We start from the raw sequence: 23,290 nt of genomic DNA on the forward strand, positions 1-23,290 counted from the left end.
GATACAGTTACTTTGAGATAAATCCAAGGTCAGTGTGAAAAACATGCCAGAAGAAGCAAAATGTGCATGCGGCTCGGCGAATGTGGCAATTTTCCCATGCGCGGGAGCAGCAAATGTCGGTCAGCTTTCAAACAGAATCGCAATTGAACTCGAAAAGCAGGGCATAGGAAATCTTATGTGCACTGTCGGGATCGGTGCAAGAGCTCCGGGACTTATGAAGTCTGCCGAAGCTTCTGATCGTATTATAGCAATTGACGGTTGTCCTGTAAACTGCTCTAGCAAGACCCTTGAACTTGCAGGGTTTAAAGTTGATAGACAGATCGTAATTTCCAAACTTGGGATCAAGAAAAGTAAGGAAAAAGACCTCAAAGACCAGGAAGTAACAGATACTCTCGGGAAAGTTATGGAAATTCTTCAATCCGAATGATCTCCCATTTTAATCTTTTATTTCTTAATTTGAAGTATTTCCCTTAAACTCTAAACAAAAACACTCTGCATAAAATAGCTGACAAAAATTTAAGCTTGTTTACATGGTTATTTAACCTTCTAATGTCTGGTTTCGGTCATTAAAACTTTTTGGTGCTAATTTTTCCTTTTTAATCGGTTTTAATGGCCGATTTATCTTTCTTATTTAAAGAATAGAGTCAACAGGGATCTGGAGGAAATTATAGAGCAAAGAAAAGTGAAAGTAAATTGCAATATGTCTGAAAATAGACTCATTTGCAACAGTCGCATCTGTCACATGAAGGAAAGAGATTTTTGTTGCTGCTTTCTACTTCCCAGCATTCAAAACAGAGATTTATTAGGCCAAGTTTCCTGTGCTTTGCTCTAATAAGTGAGGTTTCATCCTTTCCACAAATAGAACATTTAACCATACTTGAAACCCTCAGTTAGTGCATTTACAATTCAGTTTTGATAATGTTTGAGCTTTAAATTATTGTTTTCGTACCAGTATTGAATGTCGGTGTGACAATGTCTCTCGGTGTGACAATGTCTCTCGGTGTGACAATGTCTCAATCTAATTTCACTCTAATCCAAGTATTATTATATATATTTACTTAGAACGACAAATTTATATCTGTTAACAATTATATATTCATATATTGATATGATGCTAGTGTGAAATCTACAAAATAAGTGTGAACAACTGGAAGAAGGAACTCAAAATGGTCGATATATTTTACCCTCTTCAATGGATTGCAGACAAATTAACATACGAGGTTTTCGGGATTGCACCTGATACGCACCTTGCAGCGAGTGTTAACTTTGTTATTTACGATGTGATGAAAATTTTCTTGCTGCTTGCAGTAATGATTTTTTTCATTTCTTATCTCAGAACCTATATTACTACTGAAAGAACCCGTAAAGTACTTGGAAACAAAAAAGGGATTAAGTATCACATCCTTGCGTCTCTTCTTGGAACAATTACTCCTTTTTGCTCGTGTTCATCCGTTCCGATTTTCATTGGGTTTGTAGAGGCAGGCATACCTCTTGGAATTACTTTTTCCTTCCTGATAACCTCACCTCTTGTAAATGAAGCTGCAGTTGCTGCTCTCTGGGCAACTCTAGGTCTTAAGGCAACATTAATCTATATAGTTTCAGGGATTATACTGGGAGTTCTTGGAGGTGTTTTAATTGGCTTCCTTAAGCTGGAGAGGTACGTGGAGGATTTTGTTTATAAGATAAAAGTGGGACCGCAGACTGCAAAACCCGAAGAGTTAACCGTAAAGGAACGAGCAAATATTGCCTTTGAAAACGTAAAAGACATTGTGGGAAGAGTATGGATCTATGTAATTATAGGCGTTAGCATAGGAGGCATTTTCCACGGATATGCACCTGAGGGAATTTTAGAGAAATATGCAGGTAAGGATAATCTGCTTGCGGTGCCAGTTGCCGTTCTGATTGGAGTTCCACTGTACTCAAATGTTATGGCAATGATTCCTATCATAGAAAGCTTGATTGGGAAAGGTCTTCCCATAGGAACTTCTCTTGCGTTCCTCATGTCCGTTACTGCCGTTTCCCTTCCTGAAATGGTTATCCTTAAAAAGGTGCTGAAAAAAGAGCTAATAGCAATTTTTGTCTTAATCGTGGGAGTTTCGATAATCTTTACAGGATATCTATTCAATATACTGTTATAACCAGTACTTAGGCTCCTTTCTTCCTATCTTTTTACTTTATTTTTTAATTAGAAGCATTTATGAAATAAGCTGTCAAGTTCTTTCTATATTCGTAGTATAATAATCCTTATTATTACAGTGTAATTATCTCTTTCCATATATAATGCGATTAATTTGAAAAACATAACAAAATTATTATAAAAAGCTATACGAAAATTAATATACTGGATATATCTAAATTAATATAAATATAGAGTTAAAATCACTTTCTTTAAATATCATTTTGTTATATTAATTATTGTAATAATTTGATATTATTATTTCTCGTTTATTTTGGCATTTTAATTTAAAACTGTGATTTTCACAGGTTATTCAATAAATGGGTCTCAGGAGCAATACAAAAGTAAATTAAAATCAGTATGTTTAAATATAGCTTTGTTCATGCTAATTTATACTACTTAAGTAGTACTGGGATTATTTGGTAGTATTTATTAACACTCAGTAATATTTATAACGAGGATGTAAACAAGAAAAAAACAATATTTGGGGGCTATTTTGTCCATTATTCTCGTTAGTAATATAAAAGTAAAAAGAAAATCACTATCTTTAAATATGCCTTTGTTATAATAAGAATTGGCAACATGTCGAATTTATATCGACATTATTCGCATATTATTATTTCTTGTAATTTTGATATAAGAATACTATAATATTTGTGGAATATTAGTCCATATTCTTATATACTCAGGAATTGCGCAGTTGAACTGGAAAATCAATATATCAAGTCATTCGAGTATATAGAAAATAGGTTACAAAAACGTCCAAGATATTGGATTCTGTTTTTCAGCTGCATAAGTTCCAGCATCATAAGTCAGAGAATAACAGATCGGAGGATTAATAGATCGGAGGATACGCTGTATGATAGAAAACACCGTTATGCTATTAATTATAGTACCCCTACTGTTTTCGTTATTATTTGTAGCTCTTCCCAAATCGCTATACAGGTATTTGGCTTGGGCTTTTTTCATAATTGGAGTAGCTTTATCAGTTAGTTTGGTATTAGGTGGTACTGGAGTAGTTCCGGTTGAAGGACCAAATTTCGCAATGTATGAAAACATTGTCCTTTTACTCGAAGTACTGGTAATACTATATATTCTTGCTGTGTCAGCAAAATATAAAAACTGGCCTACACTTGGACTTGGAATAATTTCAGCAGCCTTATTTGCTTACACTTATGCCAATGTTCCAGGTGCCGAGGGTGCTTCTTTTAATATTGATCCACTGGCTCAGCTCATGATCTTAATTGTGAATATAGTCGGTACTGCGATTATTTTATTCGCAACTGGATACATGGACCAGTATGAGGAGCACAGACATCTTAATAGACAAAAGATATTTTACTTTACAATGAGCTTCTTCCTGGCAGCCATGAATGGTCTGGTAATGTCTGACACACTAGGATGGCTGTATCTTTTCTGGGAACTAACAACTCTGTGTTCATTCGTGTTGATCTCATACAACATGGATGAAGAAGGAATCAACAACGGTTTCAGGGCTCTGTCTTTAAACCTGGTTGGCGGAGTTGCTATGTCTATAGGCATAATTCTGCTTGCAACTAACTATAATATAAGTTCCCTTACTGGGATTGCAACTTACGCTGGAACTGATGCAGTAGCTTTGGCCGCTTTAGCCCTTCCTGTTGCTTTACTCTGTATTGGAGGCTTTGCGAAATCTGCTCAGATGCCTTTCCATAGCTGGCTCTTAGGCGCAATGGTAGCTCCAACTCCTGTTTCTGCTTTACTACACTCAAGCACGATGGTAAATGCCGGTGTGTTTTTAGTTGTCAAGCTTGTACCAGCTTATGCTAATACCTCCCTCGGAACAGCTATTGCAGTTTACGGTAGCTTCACCTTCGTTATCTGTTCAGCTTTAGCCTTATCTCAAAGAAACGCTAAAAGAGTGCTTGCTTATTCAACTATTGCAAACCTGGGATTAATTATCGCAAGCGCCGGGATAGGCACACCTCTGGCTGTAGCTGCTTCGATGATGCTTATTCTGTTCCACGCCATATCGAAAGGTCTCTTATTCCTGTGCACAGGTGAAATTGAGCACACCATAGGAAGCAGAGATATCGAGGATATGTCAGGATTAATTAAGAAGGCTCCTCTTCTCACTTCCATTGCAGCTCTGGGAATGGTATCCATGCTATTGCCTCCTTTTGGGGTATTGCTTACAAAATGGGTATCAATGGAAGCTGCTTCAAACAATCCTGTTGTGATAATATTCATAGTACTTGGAAGTGCACTTACCACAGTTTATTACTCTAAATGGCTTGGAACAATCTTATCAACCAGCATGGATAAAAATGCAGTTCCCCATAAAAAACTGGAAACATATTTCCCACTATCGGTCCTTGGGTTATCCATTATAGGTACAAGTATCTTCATATTTTCAATATATGATTACTTCATTAGACCTCAGGTAGAAATTCTACTCAAAGTTGCTCCTGCTGTTACAGGACAGGCTGGGCAGTTTACCTCTGAAATAGGGGCATTTGCTTATGCAGCAATATTTGCAGTGCTTGCTCTGGCTATTCTGATCTATCTCGCTACCAAGAACATGTTCACACCTCGTACAGCTGGCTATTATATGTGTGGGGAGAACAACCTTGAAAAGGACAGATTAATGTTTAGAAATGGACTTTGCAGTTACGAAAAATGTAGTGTCTCCAACATCTATCTCCAGAATATTTTTGGAGAAAGTAAACTTACAACATTTGGATACGCAATTTCCATAATTCTGATTGTAATTGCATTAGCAGGAGGAGTCGGATTATGAACGATATTCTAACAATTATTCTTGTCTTAATTGGTGCTCCTATCATCGGCTGTTTAGCCTCAGGAATAGACAGGAAAATCACTGCAAGATTGCAGGGTAGAGTAGGGCCTCCTCTTTTGCAGCCATACTATGATGTTAAGAAGCTCCTTAGCAAAGACAATATGGTTGTAAATCCATCTCAAAACTTTTACGTGGTCGTGTACCTCGCCTTTATCATTTTGAGTCTCTTTATGTTGGTCTTCAAACAAGACTTCTTGATGATAATATTCGTCTACACAGTAGCTTCGGTAGCTCTAGTTGTAGGAGGAATGAGCACTGGTTCTCCGTACGCTAGAATAGGAAGTTCAAGGGAAATAATGGCTATACTGTCCTATGAACCAGTTTTAATATTATATGCTCTTGCAATTTACTTGCTTACCGGCACTTTCAAGTTATCAGCTTTGTTAGACGCATCATCCCCTCTGCTAATGTATACACCTCTTATATTCATAGCAATGATAGTTGTTCTGAATATAAAATTGAAAAAATCACCCTTTGACTACTCAACCTCTCACCATGGTCACCAGGAGCTGATTAAAGGTATGACGACCGAATATGGTGGGCCAGGGTTTGCTACCATTGAGATTGCACACTTTTATGAGTATGTGTTTTTAACAGGGCTCATATTCTTATTCTGGGCATCAACCCCAGTAATAGGTGTGCTTATAGGTATCATTGCTTACTTGCTTGTAATTGTTATAGATAACATTACTGCAAGAGTGTACTGGCAGTGGATGCTCAAACTGAGTTGGACAATCCTGCTAGTTATTTCGCTTGTGAACATAGCATACCTGTACGTTAGTGGAGTCAAATTAGTTTAAAAAGAGGGACACTTATGAGTTTGGCAAAATCCCCATGGATTATACATGTTAACTGTAACAGTTGCAACGGTTGTGATATTGAAGTAGTGGCCTGTCTTACTCCTCTATATGATGCTGAAAGATTTGGCGTTTTAAACATTGGTACTCCCAAGCAAGCTGATATAATGGTGGTTACAGGCTCGGTGAATTATAAGAATGTAAATGTGCTTAAGAACATTTATAATCAGATTCCTGATCCTAAAGTCGTTCTGGCTGTAGGCGCCTGCGCATCTACAGGTGGGATATTCCATGATTGCTATAATGTGATAGGTGGTGTGGATCAGGTCATACCAGTAGATGCATATGTTCCCGGATGTTGCCCAAGGCCTGAAGCCATACTTGACGGAGTAGTGGCAGCACTTTCAATACTTGAAAATAAGAAGAAAGGGAATATCAAAGGAAAAGAAGTAAAATTGAAAGGAAACGAGGTGCCATCAAATGCTTGAGAATGAGGTAGAAATTAAAAACAGTGATGAGCTGCTAAAAACCGTTGAGGGTTTAAAAAATGATGGCTATCGAAATGTTACTATGATATGCCTGAAAGCTAACGAAGGTCACGAATTCATATATGTCTTTGAAAAAGACTACCAACTAAAAAATCTAAGGTACTTCTTGAAACCAGGCGAGAAGCCAAAGAGTATATCAGGCATTTATCTATGTGCACTTTTGATTGAGAATGAGTACCAGGATCTCTTCGGATTGACTTTCGAAGGTTTAGCAATAGACTACAAGGGCCACCTCTACTTAACGCCAAACAGTCCGAAAGCTCCTTTAGCTTAAAGCAATTTGAGAGGAGAATCATATGACAACTGTAATACCTTTTGGTCCTCAACACCCCGTTTTACCCGAACCAGTATCGTTAAAACTTGAAATTGACGACGATGTTGTTGTTGGAGTACTTCCCTCATTGGGCTATGTTCACAGAGGGCTTGAGACATTTATAAACACAAAGGACTTTAATCAAACAACTTATGTTTGTGAGAGAATATGCGGAATATGCAGCGCTCTCCATGGTATAACTTATACACGGACAGTAGAAAAATTGTTTGACACTGAAATCCCTGAAAGAGCACAATATATAAGAGTAATAGTTGGTGAACTTAATAGACTTCACAGTCACCTCCTCTGGCTTGGCCTGTTTGCCGATGGTTTTGGGTTTGAAAGCCTTTTTTACGAATGCTGGAAGTACAGAGAAGAAGTACTGGATGTAGCGGAAAGAATTTGCGGAAACAGAGTCATACATTCAATATCCAAAGTTGGAGGAGTTACTAGAGATCTGACTAAGGAACATATTGATATGCTTTTGAAAATGTGTGATTCACTGGAAACTGAAATTAAAAATATTGAAAAAGTTTTCGTAAACAATTACACGGTTAAGCAAAGACTTGTGGGATTAGCTACATTGTCAAAGCAAGTTGCATACGAAGTTGGAACCGCTGGTCCTACACTTAGAGGAAGTGGGAACGCTATTGACGTGCGGGAAACACCAGATTGGGATATCTATAAGGATCTCGGTTTTAAGACGGCTGTTGAAAAGGATGGAGATTGTTACGCCAGAACTAAAGTAAGAATTACTGAGCTATTAAATTCTCTTACTATTATAAGAAATGCAATCTCCAAGATGCCTGAGGGTGAGATTGAAGTACGTGTAAAGGGCTTCCCTACGGGCGAAGCGATTATGAGAACAGAGCAGCCCAGAGGTGAAGTCATATACTACGTGAAAGGTAATGGCACCAAAAAACTGGAAAGACTTAAAGTAAGGACGCCTACCTTTGCAAACATACCTTCACTGTTACTTATGTTACCGGGCGTCAAACTCGCTGACGTACCTATAGTTGTACTTACTATAGATCCCTGCGTTAGCTGCACTGAAAGATAAAGAAGAGGGTGATATTAATGGGCATGTTAAACCTTGTACTAACAAATATTTCTCGTAAACCTGCTACCAGACTTTACCCCTTCGAGATAAGGGAACCTTTTAAGGAGTTTAAAGGGAGGATTGTTTTTGACCCTGAGAACTGTATTCTCTGCGGACTATGTCAAAAGAAATGCCCGCCTGATGCAATAACAGTTACTAAGGCCGATAAAACATGGGAGCTCAACTTATTTAGATGCATAATGTGCACTGAATGCGTTAACGGCTGTCCAAAGGGCTGTCTTTCAATCTCTAATGAAAGAGCAAAGACTGGCGCTAAGGAAGTTATTAAGATAGCGGTTCCAATAGTAGACAAGCCAAAAGCTCCAAAAGCAGCACCTTCAAAATAAGAACTAATTTTTAAATTAATTCTTTTTTGATACTGCTTTTTTAATTTTTTTTTCAAATTTTTACTTGAAAAACAATACTGAATGTTCTCCGGTCTAAATTTGGCAGTTAAGGAAATCCACTAAGGGATTTCCAAAAGCCATTCAGGCAGAAAAAGCATTTTCCTCTTGACTTCTGTTTTTTTTGACTTCTGTTTTTTTGACTTCTATTTTAAATGAGGTAAAATAACTGATGGATTAAACAAACTACGGTAAGTGTGGATACAGTAGGCCAAATGAGAGTTTAGAAAAAACATATGCGCTCCGTGTTTTACTTCTTAAGAAACATCCAGAAAACACATTATAAAGCTAGAGAATTTAGTTAAGCTCTGCCAGAGAATTTAGTTAAGCTTTTATTCTTTCCTCTTACATGTTAATAATGAAAAAAGGCAAAAATGAACCGGAGATGAGCTGGCTGACGAGTAAAATTCCTTTTTCCAATACAGGGCCGGAAACTAATTTTGATAAACAATGGGCTTTTGAGATTGCTTACTTTACTCAGCATATAGGGACTGATCTCAGGAACCTTGGGGATCTTCTGAATTCAAGGGATTATGTTGAGTCACGTTTCCTGGTCTCAGAAATGAAGCAGAGAGCAGAATATGAAAAAACTGTTCAGCCCGATTTCAGGACTTCGGACGGCCTTACAAAAGCCCGCAAGTTGTTCAACAGCTTTCTGGATGAGTGTGTTAATTTTGCCGAGCTTTTGAGGATTACAACAATACAGGAAGAAACCGGGTGTGAAGAAGTAATGGATAAGCCCGAACAGATCAGGAACTCGATAGAGAGACTGAACCTTCTTAAAGAAATGTTAACTGATGAGCTTTGTTTTCACGGCTGGTATTACTGAACAGGCAGTATCTGAATATTTTCCCAGTCTTGTAATTAATGCGTATACCTTTATTAATCACAGCTAATACCTTTATTAATCACAGCTAATACCTGTATTGTAATTGCTACCTGTGAACTGTGCCCTAAGCTAAAGACTTCTGGGCTTCCTGAGTCATCCTCCCAACCAATGTTGACGAGTCGTACAGGCTCTACACCTCTTTCCGAAGGTGAAATAGAATCTGAGCATGAGATTATACTTGAGATGTCTTTCGACTTCCGGTTTTCTCCGGCTTAATGTCCTCGATCCCTTCAGGTATGAGATATACTCTGTTCTCCAACTTCTTCAACTTGGTTTTCGTATTTTGGGCTGTGGTGTCTGTATCTATAAAACTAATAATGTTAATAATACAAGTAAGTTCACAGAATCAATGCCAGAAGACCGTGAAAATGTGGATGTCTATATCCCCCAAGCTAAAGATTCAGGGGTTTTACGTTTCTTCCTATAAACGGTTTTTCTGGAAATCGATGTCATTCGGCTCAGGGGCTTTTCCTGATGATAGAAAGCTTTATTATTAAAAACTTCATTAGGGGAGTTGCAAAGGGTTATATACAGGAATGGGTAACAGGGTAGCTATTCAAATTAAAGGTTATCTAACCTAATATTATTTAATTTAATAATTCCGTCTGCCTGTATCACAGGGAATAACTCAAAAAAGCGTCCGGAACTTATCCAAGAAAATCGAATTTTTGCTGTATAAGTTTTATGTATCTCGGTTGTGAATTTCCCTGGTCCTTAGGCACCTTCTCGCATTCCCGGGGAATATTAACCATTTATACGGCGTGTTTACCTGTTTTTAGCTGGTATCATGTACTGGTTTAAATAAATGGCCTCTTCCGTAAAGGATACTGTCGGGTATGCGGCAGAGTATGTAAGCAGCAGACCTGCAAATTGAGCGATCTGTAAAAAAATGTTAATATTAGAGTGAGTACATGGAAAAATTAGCAAAATTTAAGGCATTGGGGCTTTCAGACAGTATGTTAAAAGCCCTTAAAAAGAAAGGGTTTGAAGAACCAACCCCAATTCAGGAAAAAGTCATCCCGCTTTTTTTGAAAGGAGAATGTGATATTATAGGGCAGGCTCAGACCGGAACCGGGAAAACAACGGCTTTCGGAGCCCCCATTATAGAAAAAATTCCGGAAAAATCAGGAAAGGTGCAGGCTATAGTCCTGACCCCGACTCGAGAATTAGCAATCCAGGTCTCAGAAGAACTTAACTCTCTGAAAGGAGACAAAAAGCTGCATATTGTCCCGATTTATGGGGGACAGTCCATGACCCAGCAGTTCAGAATGCTGAAAAGCGGAGTTGATATTGTCGTGGGAACTCCAGGAAGGGTCATCGATCACCTTGAGCGGAAGAGCTTGAATCTTGAGAACATTGCTTATTTCGTACTGGATGAAGCTGATGAAATGCTCAATATGGGCTTTATTGATGATATTAAGGAAATCTTAAAGGCAACTGGGCCTGATAAGAGAATGCTTTTCTTTTCAGCTACAATGCCAAAGCCTATCCTTGGCATCATCAAGAAACACATGAAGAACTATGAATATGTTGCTATTAAGAAAGAAGATCTTGATGTGAACCTTACTGAGCAGATTTATTTCGAAGTCAAGGAAAGCGACAAATTTGAAGCCCTGTGCAGGATTATCGATATTGAAGACGAATTCTACGGGCTTGTGTTCTGCAGAACAAAAACCGATACCTCCCAACTTGCCCAGAAGCTTGGAGACCGGGGATATGCAGCCGATGCTCTGCACGGTGATCTTTCCCAGCGTGAAAGGGAAAAGATACTGAACAGGTTCAGAAAACAAAAGATTAACATCCTCGTAGCAACCGATGTTGCAGCTCGAGGTATCGATATCATGGACCTGACCCACGTAATTAACTATTCTCTTCCGCAAGACCCCGAGTCTTACGTACACAGGATAGGAAGAACCGGTAGGGCAGGAAAGCAGGGAACTGCAATTACTTTCGTTACATCTACGGAATACAGGCGGCTCACATACATAAAAAAGACTTCAAAATCCGCAATGAAGAGGGGCCGAATTCCTGAGATAAAAGATGTAATTAAAGCTAAAAGGGCAAGAGTAAAAGCCGAACTCGAAGAAACTATAAAAAACGAGGAGTACGGAGACTGTCTTGAGATGAGTGAAAAGTTCCTTGAAGAATACCCGGCCGAGAAAATCCTGGCTGCTCTCCTGAAGTACTCTTTCAAAGAGATGTTCGACGAAAGCATGTACACAGAGATCTCCGGAAGTTCATATGTCGACCGGAAAGGCAAAACCAGGCTTTTCATCGCAATGGGAAAAGCTGACGGCATGACCCCTGAGAAGCTCTGCGAGTTTATACAGGAAGAAACCGGAGTAAGCGACCTTAAAATAAGGGATGCAGAAATTTTCCCGCACTTCTCCTTCGTAACTGTACCTTTTGCCCAGGCTTCAGCCCTGCTTGAAATCTTCAAAGACAAAAAGAGAGGTCGAAAACCCTTTATAGAGCTTGCCCAGAAATCAAAGAGAAGAAGCTCAAAGAGTGCGGATGAATATCGTGGTGGCACTCGTAATGGCTCCAGGAGTTATTCTAGAAATGACTCCTGGAATGGCTCTCGCAATACGAACAGCAAAAGTTATACAAGAGATACACGAACTGCGAAGAAAAAATATTCTTCGTACTAATTTCATTTCTTTTTAAGGATTTCGGGGGCTACAAAGTTTCAGAAGTTTCAAAAAATTCTGAGAATTCTGAGAACATAATTTTACCCCGAATACTTTATTCAAACTTCGGATTTTTTACTCAGGCCTTTTAGTTTATTTTTCAGATTTATGTTGAAATCAAAACCAATAGACTAATTTTGCATAGGTCGAATAACTAATGATATTCTAGGAGTGGAATTCTTATTTTCCCAAAAAGGTCTTTATTCCTATTAAAATAACAAATATACCAAAAGCTTTTCTCAACACATCCATCGGGAGCGTATTTGCGAATTGTGCTCCGAATTTAGCACCAATAACCATAGCAATACAAATGATTATACCCGCATATAAATCGGTGTTTCCTCTTTTATAGTATTCAAGAAAAGCAAGTATGCCAACAGGTGGGAGCAGTGCAACTAGAGAAGTTCCCTGGGCTTTTATTTGAGAAAATCCCTGTAAAACAACTAGTGCAGGAATAATTATAACCCCACCACCGATACCAAATAGTCCACTTAAAATACCTGCTGCAGCACCAATCAGTAAATAAATTATTAAATCTTCCATAAAGTTTTACCGCCAAAATATGTTTCCAATGAATCTTCGACGTGTTCTGTTTTTCGTCACAAAAACAGACGCTGAATGAATATTAATATCATTTCATTAATAAAAAAATTATCTTGTTTATTAATAAGATAGAGGTCGTCAGCTGATTAGTGTAATTTTAAATCTGTGATCGAAGAATAAGGAGAAATAGAATAAGTAAGAGAATAAGAAAGAGAATAAGAAATAGAATAAGAAGTAGAATAAGAAATAGAATAAGAAAGAGAATAAGAAATAGAATAAGTAAGAGAATAAGAAAGAGAATAAGAAAGAGAATAAGTAAGAGAATAAGAAAGAGAATAAGAAAGAGAATAAGTAAGAGAATAAGAAGTAGAATAAGAAGCAAAATCAGAAATAGAATAAGAAATAGAATAAGAAGTAGAATAAGAAAGCGAATAAGAATAAGTAAGAGAATAAGAAATGGAATAAAAAATAAAAAACAAAATAGTAATTATTTTATACAGTAAAAGCCAGCCTGCATGTAAGAATACCAGAATAATTCCACGGTTCTAAATCCTGTTTTTCTTAAGAGTTCAAGGTGTTCTTCAACAGTTATTGGAAAATATTCGGTATCAAAACGCTTCAGATGCTCCTTTATTTCTTTATCAGTCCTGCCATGGTCTAACTGGAAATTGCGCCAGTACCTTTTCCCTACAATTATTCCTTCTTCTGTTAGCGGTCTGATATTTTCAAATGTAATATAAACTCCGCCTTCTTTTAGAAGATTATAGCACATACCAGTGGCCCTGGCCCTTTCTTCGCGGCTAAGATAGTGATGGCACTGTATCGCAGTGATGATATCTGGTTTTTCCTCCAATTCCTGAGAGAATTCCTGAGTAGAGGAAGCTTTCAGGAGTTCCAGCCGGTTAGCAGGGCAGGATGAAAGTTTTTTCTTTGCCTGGTTCAGCATGCCTTCTGAGGGATCAAGTAAAAGAAACTTTGTAGTCGGAAATTCCTCAATTGCTTTATTAACCAGGGATCCTGTTCCGCATCCGGTATCCAGCCAAATTCTTGGGATTGATGGCATGGACTTGATGAAATTGATAGTTTCCTGATGAAAACAGGAGTAGTAAGGGAGAACTCCGGAAATTCGGGAATCAAAGTCCTCAGGAAGATGAGGAGTGGCATTTTGGAAAGGCTTTGCAGAAGTCATGTTACTGGAATCCTTTTTAATTGTTATCTAAGTTGAAAATTCATATCTTTTTTCGGAAACAAGGGTAATTAATTGTTTTGTCTCGAAAAGTGAATATTAAGCAACTTCTTACAAGATATACTGAAGCTTTTTTAATATTTCCAAAGGGCGTTATAACTCTTAATTATTTCAAATTATTATGTATTTTATCCCAAAATTATTTCGAGTTTTTAATTTCTTTTATTGCAGCTATAGCTATATATTGTATACAGGTGATCCATTATTTTACTTCAACTTCGAATTTGTTTCATCTTACGTAATCGTTCCACAATACCAATATAGAATTGGAATTTACTCAATGTTTAACCTTTTGCGTTGCCTGCTGTTGTATTATGTATTTGCCTTTCAAATGGTTTTGAGTCTGCGAAATCATTTCAAAATACAACATTTCAAATTATTATGAAATAAGTAGATATTTATAATTTTAGATATTATTGCTTTAAGACTATATTGTTTTATTAAATCAGTTTTTAATTCCTAATAGTTTTTCCTGACAGTAAATAAGGAAAAGAAAGATTTGTCAAAAGATATTTCAAGAAAAAGAAAAAAGGAGTCATTCTCAATATGCATTACAGTCTTGGGATTGATGCTGGAGGTACTTATACCGATGCAGCGCTTGTAAGGGATTCGGACGGAGAGATTGTAGATTCAAATAAAGCGCTTACTACCTACCCCGACCCCATTACAGGCATTAAAAACGTAATTGATGGGCTCAATCCTGAATATCTTGAAAACGTAAAGCTGGTTTCGGTCTCAACGACCCTTTCCACCAATACCATCCTTGAAGGCACAGGTTTTCCTGTAGCCCTTATCCTTATAGGTGACCATCCGGTTGATAAAGAGTTACCAGCCGAACATGTGCTTTTTGCTGCTGGCGGGCACAACCATAATGGGGAGGAGGTCACTGCCCTTGATACTAAGGCTATCGAGGAATTTGCTTTGCAGGTCAAGGATAAGGTTTCAGCTTTTGCGATATCGTCTTACTTTAGCACAAGAAATCCTGAACACGAAATAAGGGCCAGAGACCTGGTTCTTGAACTTACAGGGCTGCCTGCGGTTTGCGGCCACGAGCTTTCCCAGGAACTGGGAGCTTACGAAAGGGCTGTGACGGCTTTTCTCAATGCCCAGCTCATCCCTATTACAAGACAGTTCGTGAAGTCCGTTATTTCAGATATCACGAAACGCGGGATTAACGCACGGCTCCTTATGCTCAAATGCGATGGCTCGGTAGTGGGGATAAGAGACGCCCTGAAAAAACCCATTGAAACTATCTTTTCAGGCCCTGCAGCAAGCCTTGTAGGAGCATCCCATCTTTCAGGGCTCAAGACCTGTGAGGTTGTGGATGTAGGAGGCACGAGCACGGACATCTCCTCAATCTGTATGGGTGTTCCAGACCTTAGCGATGAAGGGGCTGTCGTAGGCGGCTGGAAGACCCGCGTCCGGGCAATCAGGATGGAGACAACAGCTACAGGAGGGGATAGCCATATCTGGACCGTTAACAAGGAACTTTTCCTTGGGCCCAGGCGAGTCATCCCCCTGGCAGTAGCTGCAGTAAAATACCCGAGCTTTTTGAATAACCTCAAAAGAACGCCCGTACCTTTCAGAGAAGATCTGGGAGAGAACATCCAGCCCACAAAATTTTTTGTAAGATCCGGTTATCAGGTTGGAGAATTAAGCAGGACTGAAGCTGAGGTAATGAAGGTCATTGGGGAAGAACCCGTTTCGGTACCTGAAATCAATGTCCTTCTCCGAAAAGACGTCTATCCTCAGACATTAGATTCTCTTATCAGAAAACGCCTTATTCAGGCAGTTGGTTTCACTCCTACTGACGCTCTGCATGTACTTGGGGAATACACAGAATGGGATGTCGAAGCTTCACAAATAGGCGCAGAAAGGCTTGCGAGGCTCATGCATATGATCCCAGGAGAGTTCTGCACTGCCGTAAAAAAGCGGGTTGCAAGGAGTATGGCACTTCATCTGCTGTCTTATATCTTTTCAGACGTTCCATATGCATCCATTGAGAAGATCCTTGACGGAAACTATCCTGCTAAATTTAAGCTGGACATTCCGGTTGTGCTGCTTGGAGGTCCTGTCCGGGCGTATAGGGAAGATCTGAAGGCAATCATTGATGCAGAAATCCTCGTTCCTCCACATGCCGAGGTAGGAAACGCGGTCGGAGCCCTTGTGGGAAAAGGCATTAAAAGAGTTGAAATTATGATACGGCCAGCAAGCCTCATGTCCCCAGATAAAGATTTCCTGGTCTTTGCTCCGGGCAGCAGGCTGAAATTTGATACGTATTCGGAAGCCCTTGATACTGCAACCAAACTTGGGAAAAAGCTTGCTATGGATTACATGCGCGACTGCGGCCTTAGCGGAAACCAGGTTGAAATTTCCGTTGAGAAAAAAACGATTTCACCTGATGGCTGGAACTATCCACCTATGGAAACTAATTTACTGGTAATGGGAATAGGCATACGTGGGTTACATATTAAGGAATAAAATAGAGGAATCTAAAGGGGAAAACAAAGAGAAATTATGAGAATAAAGAGAAAAAAGCCAAAAACAGAGTGAATGAAGTGAGAGGGGGAAAATATGAGAATTCTGCTGATTGCCGACATCCACGCAAATTATGAAGCTTTAGAGACTGTTCTGGAAATCCCTCATGATAGAGCCATCTGTCTCGGAGATATTGTTGACTATGGACCTGATCCGGACAAATGTATTGACCTTCTACGCATGAAAGGAATTCCCGTAATAAGAGGAAACCATGATAATGCGGTTGCTTTCAAGGTAGACTGCCAGTGCGGGTACAAATATAAGCACCTTTCTATTGCGACTAGGGAATACACCTGGGAAATCCTTGATAGATCCGGAATAGAATACCTTCAGAAACTCCCTCTCCTAATTAGAGAGGAAATCGATGGAACAAGGCTCTATTTAACCCATGCAAGCCCTCGCTCTATGTTCGAATACATAAAACCCGAAACCACGGACGAAGAGATCCAGAATATGATTAACGAAGCAATGGAGCCCATGGAAGCAGAATTTCTTGTTGTCGGTCACTCTCATATCCCCATGGACAGGAAACTCGGAAACCTGACAATAATAAACCCGGGTTCAGTCGGACAGCCAAGGGACGGAGATCCCCGGGCAAGCTGTGCCGTTTTTGACACCGAAAACGGAAAAGTAGAGCACCTGCACCTCGATTACGATATCGATTCGGTCTGCTCAAAAATTAGGGAACGAATGCCCCATGCAGAGGAATTGATAGCTATTCTCAGGCGGGGATACTGATATAAAACAAGGAATTTAAAGTAATGCTGGGGAGTTGAACTCAGGCTTCTTTTATAGCTCTGACAATTTTTTCCACATATTCGGGCTTCACATCCGAAGACCTTGTTTTCTCGATCCCAAGTTCCGTAACCATCAGATATACATCAGCTTTCATTCCGGCTTCATCGAGCTTTTTTGTGGCACAGCGGTCCGTGCAGCCGTCCAGGGCAATAATTTTAAAGCCGTCTGATACTGCATCTTCAACCGCATCAACTCCTTTGTGAGCAGCTGCAGCCCTGTACAGATTAGGCCTCCGGAAAGCAAGAGTTGAAGCTGCCTGCATTGTAAGTTTTCCGGTGTTAGAAAGACCAGAGCAGGCAAAAATGAGGGTACTTTTCCTTTTTCCGGAAGATTTTTTCATTTCATCTGTCTTGCCAGGTAAAGAGTTTATAGATTCCGTTCCTGCTGATTCCATGGATATTACAACCTTTTATGAGAAAGCTAAACATTAGTGGGAAATACAATCGTTATGAGTAATACAACCTTTAATGAAATGTTTCATAACCTTTAATGAAAAACTGTTTCATAACCTTTAATGATAAGTTGTTTCAAAAATAATTGAAATGAAAACGGTGAGAAAGCTAATATAATTTCCGATATTACTGCCAGCTAATTAGGCTCAGTTTGCCTGTCCCAAAAACGCCAAAAAATGCCAAAAAAATGCCAATAACACTTATCACGCTAAAAAATAAGAGAGGAGTAAAATTAGTCCAGCTCAAGCTGCATTATCTCAACGTTAAGGTTTGCTATTTCAAGAATGGCAACTGTTTGCTTTCCTGAAAGCACACCTGAGGCTTCCCCTGGATTTATCACAGGAACCCCTTCAATGATTTTGACACCCGGATCATGAGTATGGCCCCGGACTACCACGTCAAATTCCCCTGATCTGGCAAGCGCTTTAACCAGGACTTCATTTGTCCCGTGCAGAAGGCCAATATGCAGTCCATCAATTGTCAGGTCTCCAAAGTTCCCACAGGAAATAGCTCCGATTTCTTCAAACCGCTTCGTAAGCGTCACTTTATCTCCATCATTGTTTCCAAATACAAAGTAAAGTTTTGACTCCAAATCCTTAAAGGCTCCCGCGGTAAACGGAGAAATGAGATCTCCAGCATGCAGCACTGCTTTTACTTTTTTTTCATTAAAAAACTCTACTGACTTCCGGATAGCATTCATGTTATCGTGTGAGTCCGAAATAATTCCAATCAAGTATTCCCACCTCTTCGACTAGCTTTCCCTATTTAATATATGGTGCGGTTTGCTAAAAAGAATTTGGTAAAACAGATTTTTTAGAGCCTTCTTCAAGAATTGAAATTTTAAAATTAAAGTTTATAATCAGACTTTTTAATCGAAATTTAGAGCGAACCTTACTAAGTTTAAACCTTGACAGGAACTGCTTTTACCCTGAACTCTGAATGCTTTCTCGCTTGCACCTATAATGAATCTGGAGCAACACAAATCCACAGGTTGCGCCTTAACTCCTATCAAGAAGACAGCTACTTTTAAATATGAGTTACTGGTATTATTGAAATAATCTTTGAAGAGCATTCTGGGAATACTGGGCGAATAAGCCTGGGTAATCCTGAGTCAATAAACCTGGATAATCTTGTAATCACAAATTCAAAAAATTCCCTATTGAGTTTAAATGATAAGTTTAGTTCCCTATTAAATTTAAAATAATCAATTAAATTTCATGTTAAGTTTCAATAATCAATTAAATTTCATGTTAAGTTTCAATAATCAATTAAATTTCATGTTAAGTTTCAATACTCAGTTAAATTACCGGTTAAGTTTCAATAATCAGTTAAATTACCGGTTAAGTTTCAATAATCAGTTAAATTACCGGTTAAGTTTCAATAATCAGTTAAATTACCGGTTAAGTTTAAAAAATGAGTTTAATTAGAGAGTTAGAATCTTGAGTGAAAATAAAGTTAATTAGTGAGTGAAAATGAAGGCTATAACCCTCCTGAGCAGCGGGCTTGATTCAGTTGCAGCGCTCGCAATCGCAGCGGAAGATTTTGACATTGAAATGGCTATTACCTTTGATTATGGGCAGAGAGCCAGAGAGAGGGAAATTGAGTACTCACGAAAGGTATGCGAATATTTCGGAATTGAGCACAGGGTTATAAAACTGGACTGGCTTTCGGAAATAACATCCACCTCTCTCGTTAACAGGGATGTTGAAGTCCCATCTTTATCGTTTGAGGACATTGGCGAAGCGGCCCCTGCAGAAATCACAGACGCTTCAGCAAAAGCTGTCTGGGTCCCTAACAGAAATGGGGTGATGCTCAATATAGCAGGAAGCTTTGCCGAAAGCAGGGAATGTGAGTATCTCGTAGTGGGTTTTAACGGGGAAGAGGCAGGCACTTTCCCTGACAATTCCCTTGACTACGTGAAGGCAATGGACAGGGCTTTTTTCTATTCCACTCAAAACGGGGTAAAAATACTGGCTCCTCTGATTGAACTTGGGAAAACGGAAATAGTCAGAAGGGCTCTGGAAGCAAAAGCTCCTCTTGAGTACAGCTGGAGCTGCTATCGCGGAGAAGAAATTCCCTGCGGAGAATGCGAAAGCTGCGTGCGCAGGGCACGTGCGTTTAAAAACGCAGGTGTAAAAGATCCTCTTCTGGAAAGACTTGGAATTTGAGCCTAAAGGAAACGCCTGATCTGAATCGACATAATCGGACAGGATGCCGGCCAACAAAGTGTATTAAGAAAGAATTAAGAAAGAATTAAGAAAGAATTAAGAAGGAGTTTGCAGAAAAACTTGCAGAAAAACTTGCAGAGAGAATTCTATGAAATGCATTGTTTTACCTGAGAAATTTGATTATGACGGGAGCCAGATTTCCTCTCTATGGGCCTACAACAGTTTTGGAGTTCAGGAAGACTCGGTTGTAGTTTTCAGAGGAGCCTGCGACGTAAAAATCGAGCACATGATCGACCTGGAAGACCGACGGGCAAATGAATCTATTTGGTCCGAAGATATGGTGAGTTTCATTATCGAACATTTTGATTCTACGGATCTGAAACTTATCTATGCACGGCAGCGTTTTTTCACAGCTCTTGTAAGAGAATACCTTGCAGATCTCGGTGTGCATGCAACACGGGAAGGAGATGACCTTTTCCTGAAAGGAAAGAAACTGACAGTTTCGATTGCCAGTACCTCGGCAGTTTCCCAGAAGATCCATTTCGGCATCAACGTCTCTCACGATGTATATGGAAATCTGAAAGATGCAGGGATAGGAGAAGACAAACAGGTTGAAAGCTTTATGCAGGCAGTAGGAGAAGCCTATGTCCGCGAATTTGAGGATATAGAAAAGGACCTGAGAAAGTCCAGACCTCTGGGGGCTATATAATGGCAGCTTCTGACTCTGTTTCTGCTCCGATAAGGGAGGTCTTTTGCTCTGTGCAGGGCGAAGGACCATATGTTGGAGCAAGGCAGGCTTTTGTCCGCTTTTCTGGCTGTAATCTCAATTGCAATTACTGTGATACGGATTTTTCAAACCCCGGAACTTGTAACTATGAGCAGGTGGAAGGGAGCGGAATTTTTGAGAAAATCAAAAATCCTGTGAGTATCAGCCAGCTGGAATCTATGATACGGCCTTTCAATAAGCTCCATTCAGTTTCCCTGACAGGAGGAGAACCCCTCATGCATGCGGATTTTATAGAAAAATTGAATCTGACTTCGCCGCTTTACCTTGAGTCCAATATGACCTTGCCTGAGCAGGCCAGAAAACTGACTGAAAAGGTTGCTTATGTGTCCGGAGACTTCAAACTTCCCGACTCACTCCGGGGTATTGGGGCTGAAGCCCGGGAAACCCATATGGAGAATACAGTTGAGTGCTTCAAGCTCCTGAGAAAAAACCACTCAAGGGATTGTTTTTGCAAGATTGTTGTAGATAGCAGCACGGAATTAGAAACTGTAACTCCGGCTGTAGAGTCTATAGCACCTTATGTATCCTGTGTGATACTCCAGCCTGAAACCCCTATTGGACGTGACGTGACAAATCCGCGACCTTCGCGATCTATACAGGCATCCGTCCAGAATATAATGGAACTGCAGAAAAGTCTGCTTGAAATTATAGATACACGAGTTATCCCCCAGACTCACAGGATGTGGGGTTGTTTATAACCGGAATTAAAGAGAACAAAGAACGCACTGAGATGTGAATAAACTCCAGATGTGAAAAATTCTTGAAAAAACATATTTATTGAAAACGGAGTGTACCAGATGACAAAAATGAGATTGGGAGTTATTGACTATATTGATAGTGCCCATTACCTTCCTGGACATGGAAAATGTGGAAGAGTACACGGTCACACTTATAAAATTGAGGTCTTGGTAGAAGGGGAAGTCAGGGAAAATGGAATGGTTATCGACTTTTACGATCTGAAGAAAGGAATTAAAGAAACTCTTGAAGAATATGACCATATCCTATTAAATGAAATCCTTGAATTTCCAAGTTCCGAACATCTCTGCCAGCACATTCACTCCCGACTCTACAAGAGATTTGGCTTTCCCCTTCAGGTAAGGGTCTGGGAAGGGGAAGGCAAATGGTGTGAAATGGATAATTTCTCGGAATGATCAAATCCGACGATGTTTGTCCTGATTACATTTAATTATTAGTTACTTTACCCAGGATTTTTGAGAAATAATCTACCGAATGTATATAAATTCGCTTAAAGCCCGCTATACCATACTGAGCTTTTATATAATTAAAGGGATTTTATATCTTATTAAAATTTAAAACTGTAGGAACTCGGAGGAAACAGCTAAAAATTCTCTGGATTCCATATAAATTCACAACGTATATCAAGGGGGTCATCATAAACTGGTTAGACATCCTGAAATCCCCCTGCATTGAGGTTCTGCTGTACTTCTAAACTCTGAAAGGAGGAGAACACATTTGCCAGAAGACAATCCTATAAATGACATAAATCGCCCTGAATTTGACGAAGGGCTCCTGAGAAAAATTGCCGAACATCCCTGCTACGACAGGAAAGCCCAGCATAAGTATGGGAGAATTCACCTGGCTGTGGCTCCTTCATGCAATATCCAGTGTAATTTCTGCGTCAGGGAATTTGACTGCGTAAACGAGAGCCGCCCAGGAGTTACGAGTAAGGTTCTTACTCCACAGGAAGCCCTTGAAAAGACAAGGCAGATCATAAAAGATTATCCCTTTATCAAGGTTGTCGGAATTGCAGGCCCGGGTGATCCCCTGGACAATAAAGAGACCTTTGAAACCTTTGAGCTGATCAAAAACGAATTTCCTGATCTCACACTCTGTATGAGTACAAACGGGCTCATGCTTCCCGAAAAGCTGGAGGATATTCTGCGCGTAGGAGTTTCTACATTAACGGTAACAATAAATGCGATCGACCCTGAAATTCAGGCAAAAATCGTGGACCATGTAGTTTATCACGGAAAGATCTACAAAGGAATCGAAGGCGCAAGAATCCAGATAAAGAACCAGCTTGAGGGCGTTAAAGCGGCTGTAGATGCGGGCATTGTTGTCAAGGTAAACACCGTACTTGTCCCGGGCATTAATGATAAACATGTGGTTGAGATTGCCAAAAAACTCAACGAACTTGGGGTCTACATCATGAATATCATGCCTCTTATTAGCCAGGGAGCTTTTGCAAACACTGAACCGCCTACCGCAGAAGAAAGAAAAGCTGCCCAGCAGGCGTGTGAACCTTACGTCTTGCAGATGCGCCATTGCAGGCAGTGTAGAGCTGATGCGTATGGACTCCTTTCTCAGGACATGTCGCAGATGAGCGAAGAGCGCAGAAAGCTCATAAAAATCCAGACAAAAGAGGATATCGAAAGAGCAAGAAAAATCCTTAAGGAAAATGGGGAGCAGGAAGCCTGAAAAGAGCCGAAACTCCAGGCTTAAGAATTACTTCTCCAGTAGCATGAGTAATTTTTAGCTCTGGAATCAAAAAAAGCTTTTAAATAAGAATTCAAGTAAGAGTTCTGGCTTCAAAACCTATAAAAAGAATGCTGAACCAATAACTGAAAAGTCGGAGTAAGAGTACTCCGCTTCTCAGATCTATTCTAAAAGCGTACTTAAAATTGCACTTGTAAATATTACTCGATTGTGATTGCGTTGTTCGGGCAGGCATCTTCGCATGCACCACAATCAAGGCACTCATTTTCATCGACAACTGCAATATCGTTGTCGTTGAGAGAGATTGCAGCTGCTGGACATTCATCTACACAAGTTCCACAGCCTGTACAGGAATCGGCATTAACTTTTGCTACCATTTTTTTCACTCCTTTTTAACAGTATGGGATTTTTATTTGTCTATACTTATATTAAGTTACTTTTATAAGATTGAATTACTTAATAAAAAGCTGTCGCTTCTTCTATATGAAACAAAGAACAAAAAAGATAAAGGATAAAAGAATAGGTACTCGCGAAAATACCTCAAGA

22 protein-coding genes are annotated in these 23,290 nt (G+C 39.5%); 17 read left to right on the forward strand and 5 right to left on the reverse strand.

Annotation, left to right across the window (positions count from 1 at the left end; translation table 11 throughout):
- The first annotated feature begins 43 nt into the window (after positions 1–43).
- The 10 genes from MSBRW_RS04470 (at position 44) to MSBRW_RS04515 (ending at position 11,716) form a co-directional block, all read left to right on the forward strand.
- Entirely contained in the window at positions 44–427 is a 384-nt protein-coding gene (locus MSBRW_RS04470) for a putative zinc-binding protein (protein ID WP_011305194.1), read from the forward strand.
- 739 nt (positions 428–1,166) lie between these two features.
- A complete protein-coding gene (locus tag MSBRW_RS04475; RefSeq protein ID WP_011305193.1) occupies positions 1,167–2,138 on the forward strand; it encodes a permease in 972 nt (323 codons plus the stop codon).
- 897 nt (positions 2,139–3,035) lie between these two features.
- Positions 3,036–4,955 carry an NADH-quinone oxidoreductase subunit 5 family protein gene (locus tag MSBRW_RS04480; RefSeq protein WP_011305192.1) on the forward strand — a complete coding sequence of 640 codons (1,920 nt, stop codon included), beginning with the start codon at positions 3,036–3,038 and terminating at the stop codon, positions 4,953–4,955.
- Positions 4,952–5,815 (forward strand): respiratory chain complex I subunit 1 family protein, encoded by an 864-nt coding sequence (locus MSBRW_RS04485; RefSeq protein ID WP_011305191.1) that lies wholly within the window; start codon positions 4,952–4,954, stop codon positions 5,813–5,815. Before MSBRW_RS04480 ends, MSBRW_RS04485 begins: the two co-directional genes overlap by 4 nt.
- Before the next feature lie 14 nt (positions 5,816–5,829).
- Positions 5,830–6,300: an NADH-quinone oxidoreductase subunit B family protein gene (locus tag MSBRW_RS04490; RefSeq protein WP_011305190.1), complete on the forward strand. Its 471-nt coding sequence runs from the start codon at positions 5,830–5,832 to the stop codon at positions 6,298–6,300.
- A complete protein-coding gene (locus MSBRW_RS04495; protein WP_011305189.1) occupies positions 6,293–6,634 on the forward strand; it encodes an NADH-quinone oxidoreductase subunit C in 342 nt (113 codons plus the stop codon). Before MSBRW_RS04490 ends, MSBRW_RS04495 begins: the two co-directional genes overlap by 8 nt.
- Positions 6,635–6,656: 22 nt before the next feature.
- Complete coding sequence (locus tag MSBRW_RS04500) at positions 6,657–7,733, forward strand: hydrogenase large subunit (protein WP_011305188.1); 1,077 nt, start codon at positions 6,657–6,659, stop codon at positions 7,731–7,733.
- Positions 7,734–7,750: 17 nt separating this feature from the next.
- Complete coding sequence (locus MSBRW_RS04505) at positions 7,751–8,119, forward strand: 4Fe-4S dicluster domain-containing protein (protein ID WP_011305187.1); 369 nt, start codon at positions 7,751–7,753, stop codon at positions 8,117–8,119.
- Positions 8,120–8,534: 415 nt separating this feature from the next.
- A complete protein-coding gene (locus MSBRW_RS04510; protein WP_230669959.1) occupies positions 8,535–9,005 on the forward strand; it encodes a hypothetical protein in 471 nt (156 codons plus the stop codon).
- A gap of 971 nt (positions 9,006–9,976) precedes the next feature.
- The gene (locus MSBRW_RS04515; protein WP_011305185.1) at positions 9,977–11,716 is read left to right on the forward strand and encodes a DEAD/DEAH box helicase; all 1,740 of its coding nucleotides are present in this window, start codon (positions 9,977–9,979) and stop codon (positions 11,714–11,716) included.
- 219 nt (positions 11,717–11,935) lie between these two features.
- Here the strand turns inward: MSBRW_RS04515 and MSBRW_RS04520 are convergent, their stop codons facing one another.
- On the reverse strand, positions 11,936–12,298 hold the full coding sequence (locus tag MSBRW_RS04520) for a sulfite exporter TauE/SafE family protein (RefSeq protein WP_011305184.1): 363 nt from the start codon (positions 12,296–12,298) through the stop codon (positions 11,936–11,938).
- Positions 12,299–12,785: 487 nt separating this feature from the next.
- A complete protein-coding gene (locus MSBRW_RS04530; RefSeq protein ID WP_011305182.1) occupies positions 12,786–13,487 on the reverse strand; it encodes a class I SAM-dependent methyltransferase in 702 nt (233 codons plus the stop codon).
- A 603-nt stretch (positions 13,488–14,090) separates the two neighbouring features.
- Between MSBRW_RS04530 and MSBRW_RS04535 the strand changes: the two genes are divergently transcribed.
- Entirely contained in the window at positions 14,091–16,025 is a 1,935-nt protein-coding gene (locus tag MSBRW_RS04535) for a hydantoinase/oxoprolinase family protein (protein WP_011305181.1), read from the forward strand.
- A gap of 93 nt (positions 16,026–16,118) precedes the next feature.
- Positions 16,119–16,820, forward strand: coding sequence for a metallophosphoesterase family protein (locus MSBRW_RS04540; RefSeq protein ID WP_011305180.1), 702 nt, complete (start codon positions 16,119–16,121; stop codon positions 16,818–16,820).
- 40 nt (positions 16,821–16,860) lie between these two features.
- Here the strand turns inward: MSBRW_RS04540 and MSBRW_RS04545 are convergent, their stop codons facing one another.
- Together MSBRW_RS04545 and MSBRW_RS04550 are read right to left on the reverse strand one after the other, a co-directional pair.
- Entirely contained in the window at positions 16,861–17,274 is a 414-nt protein-coding gene (locus tag MSBRW_RS04545; RefSeq protein WP_011305179.1) for a putative zinc-binding protein, read from the reverse strand.
- A gap of 290 nt (positions 17,275–17,564) precedes the next feature.
- Positions 17,565–18,065, reverse strand: a complete 501-nt coding sequence (locus MSBRW_RS04550) for a metallophosphoesterase (protein WP_011305178.1) — start codon at positions 18,063–18,065, stop codon at positions 17,565–17,567.
- 739 nt (positions 18,066–18,804) lie between these two features.
- Here MSBRW_RS04550 and queC point away from each other — a divergent pair.
- The 5 genes from queC to nifB all read left to right on the forward strand — a co-directional run bounded on the left by queC (position 18,805) and on the right by nifB (position 22,726).
- Positions 18,805–19,500, forward strand: a complete 696-nt coding sequence (gene queC / locus MSBRW_RS04555; protein ID WP_011305177.1) for a 7-cyano-7-deazaguanine synthase QueC — start codon at positions 18,805–18,807, stop codon at positions 19,498–19,500.
- Positions 19,501–19,648: 148 nt separating this feature from the next.
- Positions 19,649–20,209, forward strand: a complete 561-nt coding sequence (locus MSBRW_RS04560; RefSeq protein WP_011305176.1) for a DUF366 family protein — start codon at positions 19,649–19,651, stop codon at positions 20,207–20,209.
- Positions 20,209–20,985, forward strand: a complete 777-nt coding sequence (locus MSBRW_RS04565; protein WP_011305175.1) for a 7-carboxy-7-deazaguanine synthase QueE — start codon at positions 20,209–20,211, stop codon at positions 20,983–20,985. Before MSBRW_RS04560 ends, MSBRW_RS04565 begins: the two co-directional genes overlap by 1 nt.
- A gap of 99 nt (positions 20,986–21,084) precedes the next feature.
- Positions 21,085–21,438, forward strand: a complete 354-nt coding sequence (queD, locus tag MSBRW_RS04570) for a 6-carboxytetrahydropterin synthase QueD (protein WP_011305174.1) — start codon at positions 21,085–21,087, stop codon at positions 21,436–21,438.
- A 322-nt stretch (positions 21,439–21,760) separates the two neighbouring features.
- The gene (nifB, locus tag MSBRW_RS04575; RefSeq protein ID WP_011305173.1) at positions 21,761–22,726 is read left to right on the forward strand and encodes a nitrogenase cofactor biosynthesis protein NifB; all 966 of its coding nucleotides are present in this window, start codon (positions 21,761–21,763) and stop codon (positions 22,724–22,726) included.
- 218 nt (positions 22,727–22,944) lie between these two features.
- Here the strand turns inward: nifB and MSBRW_RS04580 are convergent, their stop codons facing one another.
- Positions 22,945–23,121 carry a 4Fe-4S binding protein gene (locus MSBRW_RS04580; protein ID WP_011305172.1) on the reverse strand — a complete coding sequence of 59 codons (177 nt, stop codon included), beginning with the start codon at positions 23,119–23,121 and terminating at the stop codon, positions 22,945–22,947.
- Positions 23,122–23,290 lie beyond the last annotated feature (169 nt).

Source organism: Methanosarcina barkeri str. Wiesmoor (genome assembly GCF_000969985.1).
Lineage (GTDB): Archaea > Halobacteriota > Methanosarcinia > Methanosarcinales > Methanosarcinaceae > Methanosarcina > Methanosarcina barkeri_B.

Bases quoted from the DNA above. Each gene is read 5' to 3' on its own strand.
- MSBRW_RS04540 (WP_011305180.1), top strand. From the start codon at position 16,119: ATGAGAATTCTGCTGATTGCCGACATCCACGCAAATTATGAAGCTTTA.
- MSBRW_RS04530 (WP_011305182.1), bottom strand. From the start codon at position 13,487: ATGACTTCTGCAAAGCCTTTCCAAAATGCCACTCCTCATCTTCCTGAG.
- MSBRW_RS04535 (WP_011305181.1), top strand. From the start codon at position 14,091: ATGCATTACAGTCTTGGGATTGATGCTGGAGGTACTTATACCGATGCA.
- MSBRW_RS04565 (WP_011305175.1), top strand. From the start codon at position 20,209: ATGGCAGCTTCTGACTCTGTTTCTGCTCCGATAAGGGAGGTCTTTTGC.
- MSBRW_RS04490 (WP_011305190.1), top strand. From the start codon at position 5,830: ATGAGTTTGGCAAAATCCCCATGGATTATACATGTTAACTGTAACAGT.
- queC (WP_011305177.1), top strand. From the start codon at position 18,805: ATGAAGGCTATAACCCTCCTGAGCAGCGGGCTTGATTCAGTTGCAGCG.
- queD (WP_011305174.1), top strand. From the start codon at position 21,085: ATGACAAAAATGAGATTGGGAGTTATTGACTATATTGATAGTGCCCAT.
- MSBRW_RS04580 (WP_011305172.1), bottom strand. From the start codon at position 23,121: ATGGTAGCAAAAGTTAATGCCGATTCCTGTACAGGCTGTGGAACTTGT.
- MSBRW_RS04560 (WP_011305176.1), top strand. From the start codon at position 19,649: ATGAAATGCATTGTTTTACCTGAGAAATTTGATTATGACGGGAGCCAG.
- MSBRW_RS04515 (WP_011305185.1), top strand. From the start codon at position 9,977: ATGGAAAAATTAGCAAAATTTAAGGCATTGGGGCTTTCAGACAGTATG.
- MSBRW_RS04475 (WP_011305193.1), top strand. From the start codon at position 1,167: ATGGTCGATATATTTTACCCTCTTCAATGGATTGCAGACAAATTAACA.
- MSBRW_RS04520 (WP_011305184.1), bottom strand. From the start codon at position 12,298: ATGGAAGATTTAATAATTTATTTACTGATTGGTGCTGCAGCAGGTATT.
- MSBRW_RS04470 (WP_011305194.1), top strand. From the start codon at position 44: ATGCCAGAAGAAGCAAAATGTGCATGCGGCTCGGCGAATGTGGCAATT.
- MSBRW_RS04510 (WP_230669959.1), top strand. From the start codon at position 8,535: ATGAAAAAAGGCAAAAATGAACCGGAGATGAGCTGGCTGACGAGTAAA.
- MSBRW_RS04495 (WP_011305189.1), top strand. From the start codon at position 6,293: ATGCTTGAGAATGAGGTAGAAATTAAAAACAGTGATGAGCTGCTAAAA.
- MSBRW_RS04545 (WP_011305179.1), bottom strand. From the start codon at position 17,274: ATGGAATCAGCAGGAACGGAATCTATAAACTCTTTACCTGGCAAGACA.
- MSBRW_RS04480 (WP_011305192.1), top strand. From the start codon at position 3,036: ATGATAGAAAACACCGTTATGCTATTAATTATAGTACCCCTACTGTTT.
- MSBRW_RS04500 (WP_011305188.1), top strand. From the start codon at position 6,657: ATGACAACTGTAATACCTTTTGGTCCTCAACACCCCGTTTTACCCGAA.
- MSBRW_RS04485 (WP_011305191.1), top strand. From the start codon at position 4,952: ATGAACGATATTCTAACAATTATTCTTGTCTTAATTGGTGCTCCTATC.
- MSBRW_RS04505 (WP_011305187.1), top strand. From the start codon at position 7,751: ATGGGCATGTTAAACCTTGTACTAACAAATATTTCTCGTAAACCTGCT.